The sequence below is a fragment of the Bosea sp. NBC_00550 genome (assembly GCF_026020075.1).
Taxonomy (GTDB): domain Bacteria; phylum Pseudomonadota; class Alphaproteobacteria; order Rhizobiales; family Beijerinckiaceae; genus Allobosea.
In genome coordinates this window covers 4381590-4405742 of record NZ_CP102772.1, presented here as the reverse complement: position 1 = coordinate 4405742, position 24153 = coordinate 4381590, and the positions used below count along the sequence as shown (strand labels likewise).

Genomic DNA, 24153 nt, shown 5'->3' with positions numbered 1-24153 from the left:
GGTCGTTCTCAAGGGATGGCGGCCCTGCCCCGATATCGAAGCTGAGCCGCCATGGCTAAGGCGCGAGGCCTACCAGTGCCAGTGGTAGGAATGGCCGTGGTCGTTACTGTCCTGTTGCGTCTGCAAATCCTGGAACCAGTTGCGACCGCCACCATGGCCGGCCCAACCGCCTGGCGTCGTGGGCTCTGCGACGACCGGCGGGGCAGGCTGCGCCGTGACCGGCGGCGGCAGCTCTGCTACCGGCGGGGTAGGCTCGACGGCAGGCGGCTTGGGCTCTGCCGTATTCGGCGGTGCAGGCTCTGCTGTAACCGGAGGCGCGGGTTCCGCCGTGACGGGCGGAGCGGGCTCCGCCGTAACAGGGGGCGGCGTCGCCGGTGTGCCCGTATCCGGCGCCGAGCTCACGCCCGTTGCTCCGATTGAGCCGAACGGGGCCGACTCGATGCCATGCGACTGCGCCATCGATCCGGACGTGAAGCTGTATTCGCCGTCCGCGGCATTCGCGAAGCCGGCTTGCGTGGTCACGACGCTGCCCACGTCGCCGCCGCGCTGCTGGAAACTCGACAGCGAGAGATCCGCGACAGTCAAGTCGCTGCCATCGGGGTTGTAATAGACGTTGTTGTGGATCAGGCCCGCATTGGTCTGATCGGTATCGATCGTGTTGCTGCCATCCTTCGAGACCTGGATGAAGTTCTCGTAGGTCTCGTTGCCGGTGATGGCGTAGCCGTCGACACCGATGGTCGCGATGCCGTATTTTCCGTTGTCCAGCAGCGTGTTGTCGTGGATCGAATTGTTCGATCCACCATGGATCAGAATGCCGCTGAAGGATGTTCCCTCGATGAAGTTGCCGTAGATCTGCGCGTTGCTCGCGAGGTTGTCGAGATAGATTCCGGAGCTCCAGTTTTCCGCGAACCCGGCGTCCTGCGTGTTGAGGCCGCCGGTATCGACGATGTTGTTGTAGCGGATGGTGTCGCCAAGTGCGCCGGGATCCTCATGAGAGAACAGGTAGATGGCGCCGACATCTGGCGTCTGCTGGCCGGCATGGCGGATGTCGTTGTACTCGATGACATTGCCGCCAGACGCGATGTCGGGATCGTGGTTGTTCTCGGAAATGGCGAAGCGCGGCACATTGGTGATCGTGTTGTGGTCGATCTGGTTGCGCGCCGATTCCTGCATGTCGATCGAGCCGTACTGAACGAAGGCTTCGTTCGAGTGGTCGATGACATTGTTCGAGATCTTGTTGCCGCTGGTCCCTGACGTCAGGGCGACAGCGCTCGACCAGATGTGGTCGAAGCTGTTGCCCGAGACCACATTGCCATTGCTGCTGCCATGCAGCGCGACACCGAGGCCGACATTGACGAAATGGTTCCCGTCGACCGTCAACCCGGTCGCGTTATGCGCTTCGATCGCTGCCGTATTGGGATCGCCCGACACCGCTGCCGTGTCGGTCAGCGTCAGGCCCTTGATACCCACATCCTTCGCGCCATCGACGACGAACAGGCTGTGATCGGAGGATGCGACCGCACCGTCGCCCGTGAAACCGGCGGGCGCCTTGAACAGGATGGTCCCGGTCTGGCTGTTGAACGACCATTCGCCCACGCCATCCGGCACCGGCTCCGAGACGAAGAAGCGGCTTGCGGGGCCGAGGTCGTAATTGGCTTCGGATGTGAAGGTCATGACGTTGCCGTTGACCGACGCGATGGTCAGGTGATCGTTGGCGTAGCCATTCTCCGAGAACACCGTCACCGTCTGCCCGACCTGCGGGGCGTGACCCGACGGAAAGTCCGACGGATTGAAGGCGAGCGACTTGCTAGGATCGGCCCCGCCGGGCAGATCCTGCCCCCAGAGCCAGCCGCCCCGGATCGGATCGGAAGGATCGACGTTGGGAAAGCGGCTTTCGACCTGCTGCACGCCGTTGACGGTCAGTTGCAGGACCTGGGCGTCGTCGACATGGGCCGACCAGACGCCGTTCGCGCCCTGGGTCCAGCCGGTGATCGGCGTGCCGCCGCTGACGATGGCGTTCTGTCCGGGCGACGCCACAAAGGATGAGCCGGAATCGGCCGATGTCAGATGAATGGGGCTGTCGAGATGGTAGGTACCACCTGCGAGGTAGGTCGTATCGGCGCCCCCGCTCTGCCGCATGGCTTCCTGGGCACGCTCCACAGTCGCAAAAGCTGAGGATTGATCGAGACCGGAATTGTTGTCGTTACCGGTTGTAGATACGTAGAAATTAGCCATAAAGGGGTCTCCTGTTAGGGCAAGAACACACTCGGTGTGGTCGAGCCCCTAGATACCCCTGACCTGCAATCGCGTTCTACCCAAAGACCCGAATTTATATCAGACAGTATTAGTCCGATTGTACTATCTGCCCGAATTTGATACAATATATCAATCGATTATTTCTTCGTTAAAAACTGACCCTCCTGTGGATGAAACAGGCCTTCCGGCATCCGTCTGGCAGATCGTCAGGTGATGGTCGCAACATTGGGCGCCTGCTGCCAGGCGATCGACATACTCCCGGAAGGCGGCCAGAGTCGCGACCGGACTCTGGCAGCGATCGCAGATCACGAGCGCCTGGGCGGAGAGTTCGCGCGGCAGCAGAACGGCGGGGGAGCCGCAATCCCGGCAGCTGAAGCCCGTGCCTGCCGGAAGCGTCTGACGATCGGCATCGGCCATGAAAAGCGAGGCGGGGCGGCCGATCATGCCGAAGCCTGATAGAAGGATTTGTAGTTTCGGTAGGCCTGCCCGCGGTCCGTCGCGTTGTAACGCCCCTGTTCCTCGAGATCGACGCCGTTGAGCACGATGCCTCCCACGTCGAGCCCGAGCCGCGTGAGATGGTCGAGCGTGGCGGAGACGGTCGTCCTCAGCGTATCGTTCCATTTGACGACATGCAGCACGGTGTCGGCGTGCTCACGCAGCAAGGCGCAGTCGGCCGAAAGCAGCACGGGCGCGACCTCGAACAGGATGACGTCATATCGTGCGCGCGCCTCGCGCAGCATCGCCTCGAAGGCCGGATTCGAATAGACGTTCTGCCCGTCCCTCAGGCCGGATGCGCGCCGCACCGTGGCAATGGAGGTCGCCGCGGAGTCTGAATCGCCGACTTGAGGAAGGCATTGGTCGAGTAGCGCCTCATGCGGGAAGTTCTCGCCCAGCAGGAGTCGGCGCGGAGAACCGTCGACCACCAGAACCCGCTGCCCCATCACCGTCAGCACGCGAGCCATCGCCGACGCCACGAAGGACTTGCCCTCGCCCGGTGCCGAAGAGGTGATCAGCACCACCTTCGGTGGATTCGTGGGAGGAAACAGCTCCGCCACCGTCGATCTGACGGCTTCGGCGAAGACGAGGCTCTCCAGACCATTCGGGTAGTGCTCGAGCTTGGGAAGGAGCCCGACGCAGCTGCTGTGATTCTCGAGCGCGAACTCGCTTTCGCTGCGGAAACCGCGATCGCGCTTCTCCAGCATGAAGGACAGCGTGGCCCCGGCCGCGAGCCCGGTGAGCAGGCCGAGGCTCAGCACCAATCCCGGGCCGGGGGTGTTCGGCAGGGAAGGTACTTCGGCGGGAGCCAGGATCTGCGCGATGACCGGCCTCAGCTCGCTCACGGCACTGGCCTGCTGCTGCGCATCGGACAACTGCTTGACGCGGTCGCGCGCGGCCGTCGCCTCCGCCTGCAAGGTCCGCAACTGGCCCTCGAGGCCTCGCGCCTCGATCGACTTCGTCTGGAGTGTCGCGACGCGTGCCGAAAGCGCCGTTTCCGTGGCACGGGCTGCCTGGACGTCGGTTTCGATATTGGCCACGGACTGGGCGAGCTGCTTCTTCAGGCGGTCCTGCACAGAAGTGAGCGTCAGCCGCAGCCGCGTGACTGCGGGGTGGCGATCGCCGGCCATGCTGATCATCTCGTCGAGAGCCCTGCGCGCCTTGCCCTCCTCGTCCAGGAGAGCCTGAACCACCGGAGATCCGCCGAGATCCGTCGCCTGCGGAACATTGCCGGCGGCGATGGATTCCTGCGCCCGGCGCAGGCGCATCTCTTCCGCCAGACGTGTCGCCGACGCGGCGTTGATCTGGGTCAGCACGTCGCGAAGCTGCTGCTGCTGCATGTCGGCGCCGTCCTGCCCGAGCTCGACGAAGCCGGTCCGGACGCGGAACTCCTCGATTTCCTTCTCTATCCTCGCCAGGTTGATGCGCGCTTCCTGCGCCTGCACCCCGTACCACTGGCTGGAGCGCTGCGAGGCGCTCGTGCTCGCTTCCATCTTCCGCCGCAGATATTCGGTGCCGAAGGCATTGACGATGAGCGCAGCGCGATCCGGATCGGTATCGCGATATGTGAGCGTCACCAGATACGCCTTCGAGTCGTTGCCGACCGTCAGCGACGACAGCAGCCCCTGCGCGACGACATCACGCAACGCCGGCGGGCTCGTCGACCCGCCCAGGCCCACGAACTCGCGGGCGGTCTCACGGACCCAGGGCGGGAAGACCAGGTCGACGCCGCCCGCAACGAGACTGGACAAGGAGGAGGCCGGCTTTTCGGATACCTTGTCGAGGCCCAGCCGCGATACCACGGCCCGCGCGGTCGCCAGAGAGCGGATGATCCGCGCCTCGCTCTCCACGAGCGTCGAAGCCTCGAGCGCGACACTGCTCGATTTGCCTCCCCCTCCCGCCGTATCATCGCGCGTGAAGTCGAACTGCAGGACCAGATCGGTGGCATAGCGACGCGGCATGACCACCAGAGCGAGCGCGGCGACCAGCACGGCTCCGCAGGTGACCCCGAGGATCAGCCCACGCCGCCGCCAGAGCATCGAGAGAAAGTCGAAGGTCGCGGCATCGTAATATCGGGAGAGCGCCTGAGACTGGCGAGGAGCCCTCATCTCGCTGAAGAAATCCATGGTCGCTTGTCCCGCCTGCTTCGTGTCTCTGGATGACGACTGAGGCTGCCCGCTTCCGCGGAGCCAGCCCGATTGGGCCTTTGCGCCGCGCTACTTCGCCCCGCGCGCCATGAGCACTGCCGGAACGGTCTGCAGCAGCACGTACAAATCCAGCCAGAACGACCAGTTATGGATGTAGAAGCTGTCCTGGCGCTTCTGGATCGCGAGATCGCCGTCACTGCGATCGGTCACCTGCCACAATCCCGTCAGACCCGGCGGGACGCTGGTCCGAAGCGCCTGGAACGCCGTGTCGAAGCATTGATTGTGGTAGGCCGGGAAGGGTCGCGGTCCGACGATGCTCATCTCGCCGCGCAGCACGTTCCAGAGCTGCGGCAACTCGTCGAGGCTGGAGCGGCGGATGAACTGCCCGATGCGAGGCAGGATCCGCGGGTCGTGCGTCAGCTTGAAGAACCGCTCCCACTCGTGCCGCGCCGTGAGATCGGCATCGAGATGGGCCGCCAGCCGAGCCTCGGCATCGGAGAACATGCTGCGGAGCTTGTAGACCTTGAAGATGCGCCCGTTTCGGCCGATCCGCGGCTGGGCGTAGAAGGCGGGCCCGGGATCGACAGCCTTCACGGCCAATGCGAGCACGATGATCGCGGGAGTGGCCAGAATGGCGAGCGGTATGCCCAGCACGAGATCGACGAGCCGCTTCAGGCGCAGGTTGCGGGGGATGTGAATCGCGCTGCGCCGCTCGAAGCCGAGCAGCCCGCCCATGACACGCATCCGGGGGGTCAGGATTTCAAGCGCCGAGGCGTCGTGGACGACGAAGATCTGGCGCAACGGCAGGCGTTCCAGCCAGTCCGCCTTCTCGGCAGGCAGATCGCCCGAAGCGCATAGCGCGACCTCGATCCGCTCCGAAATGATGTTCGCCTGTCCGCAGGTGATGACGGGAAGACCGGCCGCCTGGCCGGCTTCGGCAAGCGACTCCCCGTCGTCATCCGTGAGAATCGCGACCGGTCTCAACCCGAGCTCCGGCCGCAGCGCCAGATGGCGGGCAAGCGCCGCGCAGGCCGCCCTGGTTCCATACAGTACCGTCGGGGCGGCCCAAAGCCCGCTCCTGAGCAGTGCGCCACGGACCAGCATCTCGACATAATAACCGAGCGCGATGGCCAGCAGCGATCCGGCGGCCACGATGCCGATCAGCGGCGCAGGCCGTTCTCCGATCAACACCCAGGCGATCACGACCATCGCGGCGATGGCATTGCCGAGCGTACGCCGGCGCAGCCGGTCGACGGGCTCGGCACGTTCCGAGCCGTAGAGGCCGAAGCCGGCTTGTGCCCCGCACAGGGCCAGGACCCAGACGACCATCAGCCCGGGCATGGCGGTGTCCGCACCGAACCCGCCGATGCGGGCGCCAAACTGCAGAATGCCGATGACGATCGTCAGGGTGGCAAGATCACCGATCAGCAACCCGGCGGCGACAAGCAGCCGGCGCGTCGCGGGAGCCACGCCGGAGCCCACCCGATAGTCCGGCCTCGGCATGGCGATGGCAGGCGAGACCGCGGTGGTGATGATATCCGGCATGGCAGCCTCCCGTGATATCGCGCGGTAAGGAGAACCGAACCGCCGGAGCACCAGACCGAAAAGCGGATGCCGCTTTTCGGGAGAGTTTGGCGCTGCAACAATGAGTTGGATCGACAGCGTGCGTCCCGCAGGACGCGCCGCCGATCTATTGCGCAGCGATCATGGGCTCCACCTGGGGCATGATGTGACGCTCGATGCCCCCGGCCTTCACCTCGGCCTCGATCCAGCGATAGGTCGGAACCAACCCTTGCCGCAGATGCATCGGCGGTTCCCAGCCGAGCACTTCACGCAGAAGGGTGTTGTCGCTGTTGCGACCGCGCACGCCCTGCGGGCGGTTGGTGTTGAAGCGCTTGTTGATCGTCTTGCCGGCGATCTCGGCGACGATGTCGACGAGCCCGCTGACATCGACCAGCTCATCGGTGCCGAGATTGAGCGGCCCGGAGTAATCCGATCGCATGATGCGGAAGATGCCCTCGACGCAATCGTCGACATACATGAAGGAGCGGGTCTGCTTGCCGTCGCCCCAGACCTCGATCGTGTCGCCGGAGGCCGCATGCGCGACCTTGCGGCAGATCGCTGCCGGCGCCTTCTCCTTGCCGCCGTCATAGGTACCGAGCGGTCCGTAGACATTGTGGAAGCGGACAAGCCGGGTCTGGAAGCCGTAATCCTCGGTGAAGTACTCGCACAGCTTCTCGGTATAGAGCTTCTCCAGCCCATATCCGGGCTCCGGATCGGCCGGGAAGGCATCCGCCTCCTTCAAAGGCACGACGGAAGGCACATCCTGCAGGTGCTGCGGATAAACGCAGGCCGAGGAGGAGAACAGGAAACGCTCGACCTTGGCATCATGCGCCGCCTTGAGCATCTGGGCGCTGATCATCGTATTGTTGTAGGTGATGGAGGCATGCGCCCCGGAAATGTAGCCGATGCCGCCCATATCCGCAGCTAGGTTGTAGACCTCGTCCATGCCGTAGACGGCTTCCCGGCAATTCTCCATCTCGCGGAGGTCCAGGAGCTTGAACTCATCCGCCGAGCTGCCCTCGTAGTCGGGCTCCTTGATATCGACGCCTCTGACCTTGTAGCCCTTATTCTTCAGATAATTCACGAGATGAAAGCCGATAAAGCCGCCGGCGCCGGTAACCAACACGGATTTGCTAGACATTACATCGCTCCACTAAGAATTGAGTTTCGGTGTTAGCGATTTTCAGTTTCCATTAGCAGTGGTAAAACTGAATTATACCTCTATTGAGATCGGCTAGCTTTTAGGAGTAGCTGCCGGAGCATTCTTCTCACGGAGCAGTTGCAAGCTGGCGCCGATCATGAACTGGGGCACGATCTTGCCGTAACGACGCCAGAGGCGCCGCGGCTCCGACATCAGCCGGAACAGCCATTCGAGCCCGTTTCGCTGCATCCAGTGCGGCGCCTGGCGCTTCGTGCCGGCCAGGAAATCGAAAGCAGCGCCGACGCCGATCATGACGGGCGCATCGATGCGCCCGACATGTCCGGCCATCCAGTATTCCTGCTTCGGCGTACTGAGCCCGACCCAGACGATGTCCGGCTTGGCTTCGTTGATCATGCGCACCATCTCATCGTCTTCGTCGGGTGCGACGGCTCGAAACGGCGGCGAGAGGGTGCCCGCCACGGCGAGGCCTGGAAAACGCTTGGTGAGACAGTCGCGAAGACGGTCCGCGAGGCCTGGAGCGCCACCGAAATAATACTGGCGATAGCCCTTCTCGGCAGAGAGTGCCGAGAGCGCCAGCATGAGATCGGGGCCGTAGACTCTCTCGGTATCGCGATATCCGAGCTTGCGGGCCATCCAGACCAGCGGCATCCCATCCGGGGTGACCAGGCCTGCACGCTCATGGATCGCCATGAGCGCTGGGTCGGACTGGCTCTCGATCACGCCGTGGACACCGGTGATGCAGATGAAATGCTGCGCCTTCCGGCCGATCCAGTCCTCTACCGTGCGCAGGGCATCCGCCATGTTGATGGCGCTGACGTTGACGCCCATGATGCGCGCGTGAGGAAGGGAGGGCTCCGACGTCATCAGCCGGCCCTCGCGATTTCCATCCGCCGCACCGGATCGCGCGACCGCGACAGCCAGTCCTCGAAATAGGCGATCGTGCGCCGCAGGCCCTCCTGCAGCGGAACCTTGGGTGTCCAGTGCAGCAGCTCCTGCGCCTTGCTGATGTCGGGGCAGCGCTGCCTCGGATCGTCCTGCGGCAGGGGCCTGAACACGATCTCGGAACGCGAGCCCGTCATCGAGACGATCAGGTTCGCGATCTCCGCCATGGTGGTCTCGACGGGATTGCCGAGATTGACGGCGCTATCCAGCGGCTTCGTCACGTTCATCAGGCGCATCAGGCCATCGACCAGATCGTCGACGAAACAGAAGGCCCGCGTCTGCTGCCCGTCTCCATAAAGTGTGATGGGCTCGTTCTTCAGCGCCTGGACGATGAAGTTGGAGACGACACGGCCGTCTTCCGCATTCATGCGGGGGCCATAGGTGTTGAAGATGCGGGCGACGCGAATGGCCACGCCATGGCGCCGGTTGTAGTCGTAGAACAGCGTTTCCGCGCAGCGCTTGCCCTCGTCGTAGCAGGCGCGGGGCCCGCTGATGCTGACGAGCCCGCGATAATCCTCGACCTGCGGGTGGACGTCGGGATCGCCGTAGATCTCGCTGGTCGAGGCCTGCAGGATCGGGATGCCCAGCCGCTTGGCCATGCCGAGCATGTTGATCGCGCCGAGTACGCTCGTCTTCGTCGTCTGCACCGGGTCGCGCTGGTAGTGCACAGGCGAGGCCGGGCAGGCGAGATTGTAGATCTCGTCGACCTCCAGATAGAGCGGGAAGGTGACGTCGTGCCTCACCGCCTCGAACAGCGGCTGACCGAGAAGCCCGCTCAGGTTTTCGCGGCGCCCCGTATAGTAGTTGTCGACCGACAGCACCTGGTGGCCTTGAGCGACCAGTCGCTCGCAGAGATGGCAACCCAGGAAGCCGGCGCCACCTGTGACGAGAATGCGTTTCTGCATGTGGAAACTCCAACGGGTCGCAATCATGCGCAAGAAGAGGCCTGCAGCTTTGCCGCAAGGCCGCCGTTCTCAAAGGGCGCTTTGGGGGGCCTTCTTCCTGGCGCGGGCGAGGAAGGGCTACTTCCCCGGCAGGCCGACATGACGCTCTGCCGCAATCGCGGATGCTGCAGTGCACATTCGGATTAATCCTGCCGAGACCCGCCTTGACCTGAATGGCGACGCGGAAAGCGGACATAGTGCTGACATCCTGCCTCCTGCCCGGCGCTCAATCCCGAGGTCCGTCCGGGCAGGACCGTGTGGAACTGCCTTGTCCCCTTCATCTGGTCACCGGGAACTGCGTCCCGCTTCCGAAAAACCGGCCCGTGCCGAATGGTCGTGGCAATGCCACTTCCGGCGCCGCCTGTTGCCGCTTCTCGTGGCGCTGCTGCTGCCGATCGCGGCCATGGCGGCGGAACGGGAAGCGGTCGAAACGCTTTCCATCGGCGACAAGGTCACGGTCTCGGTCTTCGGCCAGTCGGACCTCTCCGGGGATTTCGTGCTCGACGGGGCGGGCGCCGTGAACATGCCCTTGGCCGGACGTATCAGGATCGCGGGGTTGTCGGTGCCGGATGCGGAGATGCGGATCCGCACTGCCCTCATGGACGGCTATCTCCGCGATGCCGTCGTCAGTCTGCGAGTGGCCGAGCTGAAGCCGGTCTACATCATGGGCGAGGTCCGCTCGCCCGGCAGCTACCCATTCCGGCACGGGCTCAACGTCCTCGGAGCCGTGGCGCTCGCCGGGGGCTACCGGGTGGGAGACGAATCGATCTCCGTCCTCAAATCGGAGCTCCTGCTCGCCGATGAGCGCGAGCGGCTGCTCGAGACGTCGCTCCAGAGCCTGACGGCAAGGCGTCTGCGGCTCGAAGCGGAACGCGACGGCACAAAGCAGCTCGCTCCGCCTTCGCCGGGCGCCGAAACAGGCAGCGCCCAGATCACTGCGGGAGAGCAGGAAATCCTGGACTTCCAACGACGTGCACATGAAGGCGGGCGCGAGCTGCTGCGGCAACAGGTGGCTCGTCTCCAATCCGAGAAGACCGCCCTGACGGAGCAGGCCGAACTGGCGCGAAGGCAGATCGAACTCACTCGCGAACAATCAACCGAATACGACAAGCTCGCCGCGACCGGCCACGGGTTGCGCAACGTCCAGGTCGAGCGCGAGCGGGAATACGCCCGCACGCGCAGCGAGCTCGCCCGCATCAAAGCCGAACTTGCCAAGAACGACACCGCATTGGGCGAAGTGACGCTGCGGCTGGAAGACATCGATACGGCCTTCATGCGCCGCGTCGTGCTCGAGCTTCAGGAGACGCGCCTGAAGATCCTGGAAGTGGGGCGCAGCGTGCCGGTCGCGCGGGAGATCGCCGAAAGCCGCCGGCGCAGGCTGGCCGCGAATGGCGGGAGCGGAACCACCGGCGATTGGGACATCCGGATCACCAGACAGGGCGGCCTGGTACCGGTGACGATTGCCGCGACGTTCGGAACCTCGCTGCAACCCGGCGACATCGTGCAGATCACGCCCAAGGCGGGCTCGCCCGAAGACCGTGCCTCCGGCGAAGCCAAGGCAAGCATGCGCCCGCTCACGGGTCTCGTCAGTCAGGAATGACCACCACGCGGCGTACGCCGCGAGAGGACCTTCCCATGCATTCCAAGATACGCCCGATCATCATGTGTGGTGGCGCCGGGACAACGCTGTGGCCGACCTCCCGGAATTCCCTGCCGAAGCAATTCGCCATGCTGCTCGGCGAGCGCTCGACATTTCAGGACACGGTTCTGCGGCTCCGGAACAAGCTGTTCGATCGGCCGATCATCCTGACCAATCGCGACCACCGCGTTCTGGCGGAGAGGCAACTCGCCGAAATCAACGCGTCGGCCGATATCGTGCTCGAACCCGAGCGGCGGGACTCCGGCCCGGCCATCCTCGCCGGCTGCATGATCGCGGCCAGGGAGGGACCCGACACGCCCGTGCTCGTCGTCGCCTCGGACCATGTCGTCGAAAACCCGGCGGCGTTTCGGCGCGCCGTTGCCAACGGCATTCCCGCTGCACGAGCACGGCGCCTCGTCACATTCGGGGTCGTGGCGAGCCATGCCTGCACGGAATATGGCTGGATCGAGCCGGGGGTGATGCTCGAAGGGGAAGCCCGGCATGTCGAACGCTTCGCCGAAAAGCCCGATGGGCGCCGTGCCGCCGAATACCTGCTGAATGGCTGGCTCTGGAATTCCGGCAACTTCCTGTTCGGCGCCAGCACCCTCATCGAGGAATACCGATCCTTCGAGCCGGAAACCGTGAGAGCGGTCGAGAACGCCGTTGCGAACGGGACGGAGGAGAATGGCGCCCTCGCCCTGGCCCTGGCCGATTTCGTCAAAGCCGGGAAGCGCTCCATCGATTTTGCCGTCATGGAACGCACCGAGAGAGCGGCAGTCGTCGCGACATCATGCGGCTGGTCGGATGTCGGCAACTGGGATGCATTGTGGGCCCTCAGCGATCACGACGGCTCCGGCAACGCCCGTCGTGGCAATGTCGAGCTGTTCGACGTCCATAACTGCTTCGTCTCGACGGATGGTCCGATGACTTCCGTGCTCGGCGTCGAGGATCTCATCGTGATCGCCAGCCGCGATGCCGTGCTCGTCGCCGATCGCGGTCGTGCGGCCGAGGTCAAGCAGGTGGTCGAGTTGCTGCGCCGCAAGGGCTGCAGCCAGGCCGAGACGCATGCCAGCGTCTATTGCGCATGGGGCTCCTACCAGATCGTCGATGCCGGCGAGGGCTTCCAGGTCAAGCGCTTCATCGTCGCTCCCCAGGGGCGGTTGCTCTTGCAGAAGCACCGCTTCCGCTCCGAACACTGGGTTGTCGTCCGAGGCACGGCCACCGTGACCATCGAAGACACGGTCAGCCATTTCGGCGCGAACGAGCACATCTTCATCCCGCTCGAAACCGCGCATCAGCTGGAGAATGTCGGTGCAGAGCCGCTCGAACTCATCGGCATCCAGAATGGCAGCTATCTCGGCGAAGACGACGCCATTCGCATGGACGATAGCCGCAGAGGGGTTTGAATGCCTTGCCCAACGGGGCCGGCATATCCAGCGAAACGAAGGGCAGATCGCATCTTTCCCGCCGTCCGGCGGCAGAAACATACGGCTCGGCATAGTGAAACGGAGGCACTTTTGATCACGTCCGCGAGACCCGCCCAGCAAGAACGCGGCAGCCGCACTTCTTCCTCGACTCTGCCTGCGGTCCGCCACCCGACCTTCGCCAAGCATTGGCTCGCTGGCGACAAAGGCGGCATCGAATTGATGACCGCAGCCTTCGGCGCCTCTGCCAAGCAGGCGCCGCTACGGCTCGCTCCGACCGCAAGCCGGGAGGAGCAGCCGACAACCCATTCGCCCGGACAAACGCATACCCTCGCACCGCCGCCGACCCGCCTGCGGGCGACCCTGGCTCTGCTTCTGCTTGCCCTGGCGATTCTTTTTGCAGAGCCGGCCGCGAGCCTGATCGGACGACTTTAGCAGTGAAGCGGAGGAACGGCCGTGGGGAGCATCTGGTCCATCCCGGTACTGAAACAGGCGCGGCGGTCGGACCTGCTGAACGATCTGTTTCGCATCGGCTACGGCCGGCATTGGGGATGCTTCGAGACGAGGGCCGCCGCAGTCGCGTTCCTGACCGGGCGGCCGCGCGCGGAGTACGACGATGACGAGATCGTCCAGATCAATCTCGAGAAGTTCAAGGAGGTCCAGGCATTCGACTGGCCCGTGATGTTCTTCATGGAGCGGCTGATCAAGGACGGCGCACTTGCGACGATGACGGATTTCGGCGGGCATGTAGGCGTCAAATACTATGCCTATGCGAACTACCTGACCTATCCGGAAGGCTTTCGGTGGCAGGTGGTCGATGTGCCGGCGGTGTGCCGCGAAGGGGTCGGTCAAAGGCCCGGCTGGGCATCCGCTCTCAGTTTTCACGAGACGATCGACGAAACGGCGCCGTGCGACCTGCTGCTCTGCTCCGGCTCGCTGCAATATGTCGAGCTCTCCCTGAAGCAGATCGTGGCGCAGTGCGCGCGGGCGCCCCGAACGATCATCCTCAACAAGCTCGCACTCTCCCGATCCGGGGGCTTCTTCACCCTCGAATCCTTTGGTCGAGGACGGATGCCGTATCGCGTTTTCGGAGAGGATGAGCTCGCGGAAGCCCGAAGCTCACTCGGCTACGCATTGCAGGCGCGCTGGGACATTCCGGATCGGAATTTCGTGGTCCCCAGCCGCCACGGCACAAGATCCGTCAGCGTCGTCGGCGAGGCGTGGGTGCGCCAATAGGGCATCCTTCCGAGCTGCGTCGGAATCGCCCCTTGGTGGGCAACAGCCCAAATCATGGACAATCAGCCGCGCCGGACATGGCCGGGACGACGCCGCATGCGCCAAACCGCCGGAAGCTTCGATCTCCGAGCCCGTCAACCCTAGCGTGCGCATCCGCCTAATGAGCAAGCGCGCGCGATCCCAATACCCGCTTGCGGAATTCCTGCCGATTCTACGGGTGTCGCGCGCTAACCGTTCGCGCCTGAGCCCCGTATCCTTGGGGAGATGGCGTTACTCCACCTGCTCCCATTTTGTCGCGCGGGCTGTACGCATAGCCTTCCTGCATGAGCAAGATGTTCGTCAGGAAATCCTCCCGCCGCCCCTCTGGACGTGGCGGCCTGCCAACGCCCGTCGGAGCCGAGCGCAACGATACGGCTAGCCGGCCTGTCGCCCCACAGGACTCGCCATCGCCCGCCAGCAGCGCCGGCGTCACAAGCCCTCTCGGGGACGCAACCCTCGTCACCCTGTTCGCCGCGAGGGTCGCCGCACAGCCGCGTCATGTCGCTCTGTCCCTCGGGTCGACCAGCCTGACCTATGCCGAGCTCGACAGCCGCGCCGATCGGCTCGCCCACCGGCTGGCCGCCATGGGGGCGGGACCGGGCGCGATCGTGGGTCTCTGCCTGCCGCGCTCGCTCGATCTGATCGTCGCGATGCTCGCCATCCTCAAGAGCGGCGCCGCCTATTTGCCGCTCGATCCGGCCTACCCTGGCGAGCGCCTGGCCTTCATGGTCGAGGATGCGAACGCCATGCTCGTCGTTGCGGCATCGAATTGCGCCGATTGGCTGCCATCGGGCCGGCGGCGGCTCGATCCGCACGATCAGGGCGATGCCGAGGCGACGGATCGGGCACTGCCCGCGCGCAAGGCTGAGGCCAGCGACCTCGCCTATGTGATCTACACCTCCGGCTCGACCGGGCGCCCCAAGGGGGTCGCCATCGAACACGGCGCCGTCACGCGGCTCTTCAGCGCGACGCAGCACTGGTTCGGTTTCCGACCGACCGATGTCTGGACGCTGTTCCATTCGGTGTCCTTCGACTTCTCGGTCTGGGAGATCTGGGGGGCTTTGCTCCATGGCGGGCGGCTCGTGATCGTGCCGGAAGCTACGGCACGCGATCCCGTCGCCTTCCTGCGCCTGCTGGCGGATGACGGAGTCACGGTCCTCAACCAGACGCCCTCCGCCTTCGCCGCGCTCGATCGTGCCGACCACGACGTTTCGGGTCGGGACCGGCTGGCGCTGCGGCTCGTCATTTTCGGCGGCGAAGCGCTTGATCCGCGGCGGCTGGCCGGCTGGTACAGGCGCCGGGGCGAGCATGCGCATCTCGTCAACATGTACGGGATCACCGAGACCACCGTTCACGTCACCTATCGCCCGATGTCGCCCGCGGATACCGAGCTGCGAGCGAGCCCGATCGGCCACCCGATTCCCGATCTCGACATCCTGCTGCTCGACGGCGAGACGATGCAGCCGGTTCCAGCCGGCGAGGTCGGCGAGATCTTCGTTGCGGGAGCGGGACTGGCCCGCGGCTATCTCAACCGGCCCGACCTGACCGCCAGCCGCTTCGTGCCGCATCCGCACAAGCCAGGCGAAAGGCTGTACCGATCCGGCGATCTCGCCCGGCTGAACGAGGACGGCGAGTACGAGCATCTCGGCCGTGCCGACCAGCAGGTCAAGATCAGGGGCTTCCGCGTCGAGCTCGGCGAGATCGAGGCCGCTCTGCTGTCGCATCCTGCGATCGGGCAGGCTGCCGCCCTGCTCCGTTCCGATGACGGGCATGATCGCCTCGTCGGCTACCTCGTCGCGAATGGTGGCGAACGCCCCTCGCCATCCGCCCTGAAAGCCCATCTCGCCCAGGCCCTGCCGGATCACATGGTGCCGGGGACCTTCGTCTTCGTGCCGCATCTGCCGCTGACGGTGAACGGCAAGCTCGACCGCGCGGCATTGCCGCCGCCCAACCGTTCACGACCCGACAGCGTCGCCCCCTACTGCGCGCCACGCAACGCGCTCGAACGCCGGCTTGCCGAGGTCGTCGCGGACGTCCTCCAGATCGATCATCTCGGCATCGACGACAATTTCTTCGACCTCGGCGGCAACTCGCTGCTGCTGGTCGAGATTCATCGCCGCCTCGTTCGCGATCTGGCGGGGCTCGGGCTGATCGATCTCTATCGCCGGCCGAATCTGCGCGCGCTGGGCGGGCATCTGACGCCCGCGGCCTCCGGCGTGCTCGGGAGCCTCGCCGCCGCCCGCGAGCGCGGGATGCGCTCACGGGGAGTGCCCCCCTCTTCGCAAGCCACACCCGTAGGTAGCCGCGATGAGTGACCGCCTTCCCAGCAACGCCGTCGCGATCATCGGCATGGCCGGACGCTTCCCCGGAGCGGCGGATGTTCCGGCCTTCTGGCAGAACCTGCTGGATGGCGTCGAATCCATCACCCGCTTCGATCCGGCGGAGCTGGAAGACAGCTTCGATGCCGCGACACGGGCGCTGCCGAACTATGTCCCGGTCCGGTCCGTTCTCGAAGGCCCCGAACTGTTCGACGCTCCCTTCTTCGGCATGCTGCCGCGCGAGGCGGCCGTCACCGATCCGCAGCAGCGCCTGCTCCTGGAATGCGCCTGGGAGGCGCTGGAAGACGCCGGCCACGATCCCGCATCTCCGGGCCAGTGCATCGGCGTCTTCGCCGGGGCGACCTCCAGCACCTATCTGCTGCACAATCTGTTTCAGGACCGCACGGCCATTGCCGAGTACACTTCCGGCTTCCAGGTCGGCAATCTACCGATGCTGGTCGGCTCGGCCTCCGATTTCACGGCAACCCGCATCGGCTACAAGCTCGGCCTCACCGGCCCCTGCGTCGCCGTGCAATCCGCCTGCTCCACCTCGCTGCTGGCGGTCGCGCAGGCGGTGCAGAATCTCCTGAGCCATGGCTGCGACATGGCGCTGGCGGGCGGCGCTTCGATCACCTTCCCGCAGCGGCGCGGCTACCTCGCTCAGGACGGCGGCATCATGTCGACGGACGGCCATTGCCGTGCCTTCGACAGCGGCGCCAACGGCACCGTCTTCGGCAGCGGCGCCGGCATGGTGCTGCTGAAGCGGCTGGAGGATGCAGTCGCTGACGCCGACCACATCTACGCCGTCATCCGCGGCGTCGGCGTCAACAATGACGGCTCGGCCAAGGTCGGCTTCACGGCGCCGAGCGTCGACGGCCAGGCGGCGGCGATCGCCATGGCCCATGCGGCGGCCGATATCGACGCGCGCTCCATCGGCTATGTCGAATGCCACGGTACGGGCACACCGATGGGCGATCCCATCGAGGTCGCAGGGCTCACTGCCGCCTTCCGCCTGACGACCGAGGATCGCGGCTTCTGCGCGCTCGGCTCCGTCAAATCCAATGTCGGCCATCTCGACGCGGCTGCCGGCGTGACCGGGCTGATCAAGGCGGCACTCTCGATCTCCTCCGGAACGGTGCCGGCAAGTCTCCATGTCAGCGAGCCCAATCCCGCACTCGATCTGCCGAACAGCCCCTTCTTCATCGCCGACCGCCGGCAGGAATGGCCCGTCAGTGAAGGAACACGGCGCGCCGGCGTCAGCGCCTTCGGTTTCGGCGGCACCAATGTCCATCTCGTGCTGGAGCAAGCCCCGGAGATCGAGGAGCGTGCTTCCGCCCGCCGCAACCAGATCTTGACCGTCTCGGCCCGGAGCACGGCTGCGCTCGCAACGGCACGGGATCGGCTGGCTGATCATATCGAGGCGCATCCCGAGCAGAACCTCGCCGACATCGCCTTCACCTTGCAGAGCGGGCGGCGGCACTTCGCCCATCGCATCGCGGTGGCGGCAAGCAGCCATGGCGGGGCCGCGGAAGCGCTGCGCAAGCAGAATACGGCGCGTGCCGCCGCGGTGTCCGGCACGGGCGATCTGGTCTTCATGTTCCCGGGACAGGGCGCACAATATCCGCAGATGGGGCGCGAGCTCTATGCGGGGGAGCCGATCTTCCGGCAAACGGTCGATCTCTGCTGCGAGATCCTGAAGCCTCGGCTCGATCTCGATCTGCGCAGCCTGCTCTATCCCAGCAATGGCGGCGCCCATGCGGAGCGCCTCGCGGCGACCGTCATGGCTCAGCCCGCGATCTTCACGGTCGAGTATGCCCTGTCCCAGCTGCTGATGAGCTGGGGCCTGGGTCCCGCCGCCATGATCGGCCACAGCGTCGGCGAGTTCGCGGCCGCCTGCATCGCCGGCGTCTTCTCGCTTGAGGATGCGCTGTCGCTCGTCGCCACACGTGGGCGCATGATGCAGGATCTGCCGGGCGGTGCGATGCTGGCCGTGCGCCTGCCGGATGCCGAGGTCGCGGCGCTGGCGCGGGAGGGCGTCTCGGTCGCCGCCGTCAATGCGCCGGGCATGGCTGTGCTCGCCGGCCCGTTCGAGGCGATCGAAGCGCTGGAAGCGGAATTCTCGCAGCGTGACGTGACGCATCGCCGGCTGCAGACGTCGCACGCCTTCCATTCCGGCATGCTCGACCCGCTGATCGAACCTTTCACCGAGGCTGTCGCGGCGATCCGCCTCAACCCGCCCGAATTGCCCTATGTCTCCGGCGTCACCGGCGATTGGGTCACCACGGAGCAGGCGACCGACCCGATCTACTGGGCGAGGCATGCCCGCGAGCCCGTGCGCTTCGCCGACGGCATTGCCACGCTGGTGCGCAACCTGTCGCCCACGATGCTCGAGGTCGGCCCCGGATCCGCGCTGTCGACCTTCGCACTGCAAGGGGCAGGTGCCGGGCGTGTCGCCGTATCCTGCCTGCCGTCGCCGCAGGGCGATGCCGAGGAGATGCTGGCCGCAGCCGTCGGGCGCCTCTGGAGTGTCGGCGCCGCGCCGGATTGGACCGCCTATCACACCGAGGGCGGCCGAAGGCGGGTTTCCCTGCCGACCTATCCCTTCGAGCGCAGCCGACATTGGGTCGAGCCCCCGGCTGCCTCGACAGGAGACGCTTCGGTCGTGCCGGCCGCGCTGCCGGCCGCCGCTGTTTCAATCCCGCTCTCAAGCCAACCCGATCAGGATCCGGCCATGTACCGCCAAGCCGATGCCGACATTCCCCTGGGCCGCTCGGAACTCGGCACCCGGGTCGCCGCGGTCTTCGAGAACCTGTCGGGACGTGCCTTCGGCGCGGAGGAGACCGGCGCGAGCTTCCTCGAACTCGGCTTCGATTCCCTGCTGCTGACCCAGGCCGCCCAGAGCCTGCAGACGACGTTCGGCGTGCAGATCCGTTTCCGGCAGCTTCTCGACGATCTGCCGAGCGTCGACGACGTGACGCGCCATATCGCTGAAATCCGCCCGGAGGTCGCGAAGCCTGCTCCGGTCACGCCAGCGCCCGCGGCGCAAGTGGCTGTCGCGCCGGTCGTGACGCAACCCGTCGCTGCCCCACTCACCCCCGCCATCGCTTCGGAACGGCCGAGCGGCGCGGGGCTCGACGCACTGATGCGCGAGCAGCTCGACACGATGTCGCGCCTGATGGAACGCCAGCTGCAGGCCATGACCGGCCAGCCGACAGCGCCCGCCATCGAGACATCGGCCCCGCCGAGCCAGCCGGCACAGCCGGCCCCACAGGTCCAGCCACCGCAGGCTGCTCCTCCCGCCGCTGCCAGGGAAGCGCCCGCTGCTGCATCCCCCTCGCGATTCAAGGCGCTGATCCGCGCCGGCGGAGAAACGCTCAGCGAAGCGCAGCGCGCCCATATCGACCGGTTGACCGCGCTCTATGTCGGCAGGACGGCGGGCTCGAAGCGGCTCGCGGACGAGCACCGTGCGGTCCTGGCCGATCCACGCACCGTCTCCGGCTTCGCGGCGGACTGGAAGGAGATGGTCTATCCGATCGTCTCGGCGCGGGCGAAGGGCGCCCATATCTGGGATATCGACGGCAACAGTTACATCGACCTCGTCAACGGTTACGGCCAGACGGCTTTCGGGCATGCTCCCGATTTCGTCGTCGAGGCCGTCCAGGCACAGCTCGCAGAAGGCTTCGCCATCGGCCCGCAATCGCCACTGGCGCATGAGGCCGCCCGGCTCTTCTGCGAGCTGACCAACCATGCGCGCGTCGCCTTCTGCAATACCGGCTCGGAAGCCGTGATGGCGGCGATGCGGGTCGCCCGCACCGTCACCGGCCGCGACCGCGTCGTCGCCTTCTCCGGCGCCTATCACGGCCAGTTCGACGAGGTGCTGGTGCGGGGCGTCGGTGCCGGCGAGCAGCGCCGCTCCCTGCCAGCCGCGCCTGGCATCCCGGCGGAAGCCGTTGGCCGCATGACCGTGCTGGATTACGGCACGGATGAGAGCCTGGCCTGGCTGCGCGAGCACGCGCATGAGCTGGCTGCCGTCCTGGTCGAGCCCGTCCAGAGCCGCAAGCCCGGATACCTCCCGGCCGCCTTCCTCAAGGAACTGCGCGCTATCACCGAACAGTCGGGAACGGCTTTGGTCTTCGACGAGGTGGTGACCGGCTTCCGCGTGCATCCGGCCGGCGTCCAGGCGCTGCTCGGCATCCGGCCGGATCTCGCCACTTACGGCAAGGTCGTGGGCGGTGGCCTGCCCGTCGGCCTGCTGGCCGGCACGCCCCGCTTCATGGATGCGCTCGACGGCGGAGCCTGGCGCTTCGGCGACGACAGCGTGCCGGAAGTCGGCGTCACCTTCTTCGCGGGAACCTTCGTCAGGCATCCGCTCGTGCTGGCGGCGACGGTCGCGGTGCTGAGGCACGTCAAGGAACAGGGCGCGGCGCTGGCCGAGGGGCTGACGAGCCGCATGCAGCACCTTGTCGAGGAGCTGAAGCGCGCCTTCGCCGAGGCGGGCTGGGATGTGCCGATCGAAAGCTATGGCAGCGTGATGTATTTCGAGCCGGGCCGCGACCACCGGCTCGGCAGCCTACTGCACTACCATCTGCGGGCGCGCGGCATCTTCATCCAGGAGCATTATCCCTGCTTCCTGACCACGCAGCACGGGGATGCCGAGGTCGCCGCGATCGTCCAGGCGTTCCGCGACAGCCTCCGGCTGATGCGGCAGGACGGGATGCTGCCCGGCGGCGGGGCCGAAATGCACCTGCCGAAAGCAAGCCTGCCTGCGGAGATCGCGCGTATCCCGATCGCAGTCGAGCTTCCTCTGACCGAGGCTCAGGCGGAAATCTGGCTGTCGGACCAGACGGGGCCGGAGGCCAGCGCCGCCTTCAACGAATCCGTCAGCCTGACGCTCGAGGGCGATATCGATGTGGACCGCCTCGCATTGGCCGTAAGGCAGGTCGCGGCCCGGCATGCGATCCTGCATGCGCGCTTCTCCGCCGATGGCGAGACGATGCGGATCGCACCCTCGGATGCGCTGCCCGTCGCGATCGTCGATCTCGCCAACGAAAGCGACCCCGAGAGCGCCTTGCGCGCCCGGATCGAGGCACGGGCGGGCCGGCCCTACGATCTCGTGGAAGGCCCCGCGGCGGAAGCCGAGATCGTCAGGCTGGGCGAGCGGAAGCACGTCCTGGTCCTGTCGGCGCATCATATCGTCTGCGATGGCTGGTCGACCAACCTCCTGCTGGACGAGATCGCTGCGGTCTATCGCTCGGATTTCGCCGCGCTGCAGCCCGCCATGCCCTTCGCAGACTATGCGAAATTGATCCGGAAGGATGCGCGCGCGGAGGAATCAGCAATTTACTGGGCCAAGGTGTTCGAGAACATCCCGGCCCCGCTCGAACTGCCGACCGACCATCCCCGGCAGGCGATGCGCAGCTTCAGTGGCGGCACGCGCACGGCCTTCATCGACGCCGAGCTCTACCGCAATGTGAAGGCGGCGGGCGCCCAGCGTCGCAGGACCCTCTTCGCCACGCTCCTTGCCGCCTTCCAGGTTCTGATGCTGAGGCTCTCCGACCAGCGCGACCTCGTCGTCGGCGTCCCCGCCGCAGGACAGTCGCTGCTGGAGGGCGCCGCTCCGGTCGGGCACTGCGTCAACTTCCTGCCGATCCGCAGCGGGATCGACCCGGCTGAGCCCTTCTCCGCCCATCTCGACAAGGTCGGCCGCGTCATTCTGGACGCCTACGACCATCAGAGCTGCACGCTGGGTGCCCTGCTCAAGCGACTCCGCGTGCCGCCCGTTCACGGCCGCTTGCCGCTCGTCGAGGTCCAGTTCAATCTCGAGCGCCTGGCCGATAGTCTCGACTTCGGCCCCGGCGTGCGAACCAGTGCGCAGCCGAACCCGAAATCCTTCTCGACCTTCGATGTCTATTTCAACGTCGTCGAGTCCAATGACGGCCTGCGGATCGACTGCTGCTACGGTGCCGATCTCTTCGATGCGGCGACGATCGATCGCTGGCTCGGGCACTACCGCACATTGCTGGCCGCCATCGTCGCCAATCCCGATATGGCTATCGCGGCGATGCCTCTGATCGAGGGTGGCGAGCGCCAGCGCCTGGTCTCCGAACTCAACGACACGCAGATCGCCTTCAAGATCGAAGAGGGCACGATCGGGGCCTTCGAGCTGCAGGCCCGGCAGCGTCCCGATGCGATTGCGGTGTCGTGCGGCGACGAGCAGCTGTCCTATGCCGCGCTCAACGCCTGGTCCGACCGCATCGCCGCCGAGCTTACGGCCCGGATCGACACGCCCGAAAGCCGCGTCGGTTTGCTGATCGAACGCTCGCCCGCGCTCGTCGCCGCGATGCTCGGCGCGCTGAAGGCCGGCTTCCCCTATGTGCCGCTCGATCCGGGCATGCCCAAAGCCCGGATCCAGAGGATCCTGCGGGACTCGGAGGCCGTGGCTCTCCTGACGGCAAACCCGGGAGAATCTGCCGTCGTCGAGCCTGACGAAGGCGTCGCGATCATCGACGTTCACCAGACCGATCCCAAGCTCATGGGCATCCGGACGGCGCCGACCGCATCCGATCATCTCGCCTACGTGATCTACACCTCCGGCTCGACCGGTGCACCGAAAGGCGTCGAGATCACGCATGGCGCGCTGTCGAACCTGCTTTTCGCGATGGCACGGGAACCGGGCTTCGGCGAAGGCGACACCATCCTTGCCGTCACCACCGTCACCTTCGACATCGCGGCGCTGGAACTGCTGCTGCCGCTGATCCGTGGCGGTCGCGTCGCCATCGCCACTGCCGACGAGGCGCGGGACGGGACGGAGCTGCTGGCACGGTTGGTACAGAGCCAGGCAACCGTGCTGCAGGCGACGCCGATGACATGGCGGCTATTGCTGGAAGCCGGTTTCCGCTCGTGGCCGGGCTTGCGCATGCTGTGCGGCGGTGAGGCCCTGCCGCTCGACCTCGCCCGCAAGCTGCTCGAAGGCGGCGGCGAACTCTGGAACATGTACGGACCGACCGAAACGACGATCTGGTCCTCGGTCGTCCGCATCGAGCCGGCGGACGAAGTCGTCACGATCGGCCTGCCGATCGCCAACACGCAGTTCTATATCGTCGACGCGAATGACGAACCGGTCGGCGTCGGCATCCCCGGTGAATTGCTGATCGGGGGCGCCGGGCTCGCGCGCGGCTATGCCGGCAATCCGAAGCTCACGGCCCGGAGCTTCATCCCCAACCCCATTGATGCCGCCACAAGCGCGCGGGCCTATCGCACCGGCGACCGCGCCAAATATCTTCCCGACGGCCGCATCCAGCATCTCGGGCGCCTGGATCATCAGGTGAAGCTGCGCGGTTTCCGCATCGAGCCCGGCGAGATCGAGGCGGTCCTCGCTCGCAAGACCGGCATCGTCTCGGCCGTGATCCTCCGCGAGGACGTTCCGAACGAGCCACGGCTGGTCTGCTATTACATCACCACCGCCGAAAAACGGGCCCCGGCCGAGCTGCGAACCATCATGGCGCAGGAATTGCCGGACTATATGGTGCCGACATCCTGGGTCGCCCTGCCAGCCCTGCCGCTGACACCGAGCGGAAAGCTCGATCGTGCCGCGCTGCCGGCTCCGGAAGCCGGGATCGTGGTGCCGAGGGCGGACAGGACCGCACCGCGCACCTCGGTCGAGGAAACGCTAATCCGCATCTGGAGCGAAGTGCTGCGGCGCGACGATATCGGCGTGGATGACGATCTCTTCGATCTGGGGGCCGACTCCCTCAGCATCTTCCAGATCACGGGGCGCGCACGCCGCGAAGGGCTGAAGGTTTCCGCCCGCGATTTCTTCCGCAACCGCACGATTGCCAGCGTCGCTGCCGCGCTGCCCGTCGATGACGTCAGCGAGCCGGTAGCCGCCACTCCAACCCTCTGGAAGCGGGCCTGGCGCCGCCCGCGGGAGACGGCGCAGGCAGATGTGCCAAATCCCGTATCGCAGCGTGAGCAGGGGTGAGCGAGGC

Annotated in this window: 12 protein-coding genes; 5 read left to right on the top strand and 7 right to left on the bottom strand. The window is 65.9% G+C overall.

Translation table 11 applies throughout. The features are described from left to right. Nucleotides 1–69 precede the first annotated feature (69 nt). The 7 genes from NWE53_RS21140 to NWE53_RS21110 form a co-directional block, all read right to left on the bottom strand. Entirely contained in the window at nucleotides 70–2235 is a 2166-nt protein-coding gene (locus NWE53_RS21140) for a right-handed parallel beta-helix repeat-containing protein (protein ID WP_265051318.1), read from the bottom strand. A 150-nt stretch (nucleotides 2236–2385) separates the two neighbouring features. Further along, a complete protein-coding gene (locus NWE53_RS21135; RefSeq protein WP_265051317.1) occupies nucleotides 2386–2700 on the bottom strand; it encodes a hypothetical protein in 315 nt (104 codons plus the stop codon). Further along, a complete protein-coding gene (locus NWE53_RS21130; RefSeq protein WP_265051316.1) occupies nucleotides 2697–4877 on the bottom strand; it encodes a GumC family protein in 2181 nt (726 codons plus the stop codon). The genes NWE53_RS21135 and NWE53_RS21130 overlap by 4 nt, the downstream gene beginning before the upstream one ends. A gap of 90 nt (nucleotides 4878–4967) precedes the next feature. Beyond that, complete coding sequence (locus NWE53_RS21125) at nucleotides 4968–6443, bottom strand: sugar transferase (RefSeq protein ID WP_265051315.1); 1476 nt, start codon at nucleotides 6441–6443, stop codon at nucleotides 4968–4970. A gap of 145 nt (nucleotides 6444–6588) precedes the next feature. Then, nucleotides 6589–7602 carry an NAD-dependent epimerase/dehydratase family protein gene (locus tag NWE53_RS21120; protein ID WP_265051314.1) on the bottom strand — a complete coding sequence of 338 codons (1014 nt, stop codon included), beginning with the start codon at nucleotides 7600–7602 and terminating at the stop codon, nucleotides 6589–6591. Nucleotides 7603–7695: 93 nt separating this feature from the next. After that, nucleotides 7696–8487, bottom strand: a complete 792-nt coding sequence (locus tag NWE53_RS21115) for a WecB/TagA/CpsF family glycosyltransferase (protein WP_265051313.1) — start codon at nucleotides 8485–8487, stop codon at nucleotides 7696–7698. Beyond that, nucleotides 8487–9470 carry a UDP-glucuronic acid decarboxylase family protein gene (locus tag NWE53_RS21110; RefSeq protein WP_265051312.1) on the bottom strand — a complete coding sequence of 328 codons (984 nt, stop codon included), beginning with the start codon at nucleotides 9468–9470 and terminating at the stop codon, nucleotides 8487–8489. The genes NWE53_RS21115 and NWE53_RS21110 overlap by 1 nt, the downstream gene beginning before the upstream one ends. Nucleotides 9471–9873: 403 nt before the next feature. Here NWE53_RS21110 and NWE53_RS21105 point away from each other — a divergent pair, with 403 nt between their 5' ends. The 5 genes from NWE53_RS21105 to NWE53_RS21085 all read left to right on the top strand — a co-directional run bounded on the left by NWE53_RS21105 (nucleotide 9874) and on the right by NWE53_RS21085 (nucleotide 24146). Further along, nucleotides 9874–11109: a polysaccharide biosynthesis/export family protein gene (locus tag NWE53_RS21105; protein WP_265051311.1), complete on the top strand. Its 1236-nt coding sequence runs from the start codon at nucleotides 9874–9876 to the stop codon at nucleotides 11107–11109. A 35-nt stretch (nucleotides 11110–11144) separates the two neighbouring features. Beyond that, a complete protein-coding gene (locus tag NWE53_RS21100; protein ID WP_265051310.1) occupies nucleotides 11145–12554 on the top strand; it encodes a mannose-1-phosphate guanylyltransferase/mannose-6-phosphate isomerase in 1410 nt (469 codons plus the stop codon). Nucleotides 12555–13028: 474 nt separating this feature from the next. Further along, complete coding sequence (locus NWE53_RS21095) at nucleotides 13029–13808, top strand: methyltransferase, TIGR04325 family (protein ID WP_265051309.1); 780 nt, start codon at nucleotides 13029–13031, stop codon at nucleotides 13806–13808. 323 nt (nucleotides 13809–14131) lie between these two features. Then, nucleotides 14132–16162 carry an amino acid adenylation domain-containing protein gene (locus NWE53_RS21090; protein ID WP_265051308.1) on the top strand — a complete coding sequence of 677 codons (2031 nt, stop codon included), beginning with the start codon at nucleotides 14132–14134 and terminating at the stop codon, nucleotides 16160–16162. After that, a complete protein-coding gene (locus NWE53_RS21085) occupies nucleotides 16155–24146 on the top strand; it encodes a hybrid non-ribosomal peptide synthetase/type I polyketide synthase (RefSeq protein WP_265051307.1) in 7992 nt (2663 codons plus the stop codon). Before NWE53_RS21090 ends, NWE53_RS21085 begins: the two co-directional genes overlap by 8 nt. The last annotated feature ends 7 nt before the right edge of the window (nucleotides 24147–24153 follow it).

Excerpts from the sequence above, each read along its gene's own strand:
- NWE53_RS21090 (WP_265051308.1), top strand. The coding sequence starts at position 14,132 with ATGAGCAAGATGTTCGTCAGGAAATCCTCCCGCCGCCCCTCTGGACGT.
- NWE53_RS21100 (WP_265051310.1), top strand. The coding sequence starts at position 11,145 with ATGCATTCCAAGATACGCCCGATCATCATGTGTGGTGGCGCCGGGACA.
- NWE53_RS21120 (WP_265051314.1), bottom strand. The coding sequence starts at position 7,602 with ATGTCTAGCAAATCCGTGTTGGTTACCGGCGCCGGCGGCTTTATCGGC.
- NWE53_RS21135 (WP_265051317.1), bottom strand. The coding sequence starts at position 2,700 with ATGATCGGCCGCCCCGCCTCGCTTTTCATGGCCGATGCCGATCGTCAG.
- NWE53_RS21130 (WP_265051316.1), bottom strand. The coding sequence starts at position 4,877 with ATGGATTTCTTCAGCGAGATGAGGGCTCCTCGCCAGTCTCAGGCGCTC.
- NWE53_RS21140 (WP_265051318.1), bottom strand. The coding sequence starts at position 2,235 with ATGGCTAATTTCTACGTATCTACAACCGGTAACGACAACAATTCCGGT.
- NWE53_RS21085 (WP_265051307.1), top strand. The coding sequence starts at position 16,155 with ATGAGTGACCGCCTTCCCAGCAACGCCGTCGCGATCATCGGCATGGCC.
- NWE53_RS21110 (WP_265051312.1), bottom strand. The coding sequence starts at position 9,470 with ATGCAGAAACGCATTCTCGTCACAGGTGGCGCCGGCTTCCTGGGTTGC.
- NWE53_RS21125 (WP_265051315.1), bottom strand. The coding sequence starts at position 6,443 with ATGCCGGATATCATCACCACCGCGGTCTCGCCTGCCATCGCCATGCCG.
- NWE53_RS21115 (WP_265051313.1), bottom strand. The coding sequence starts at position 8,487 with ATGACGTCGGAGCCCTCCCTTCCTCACGCGCGCATCATGGGCGTCAAC.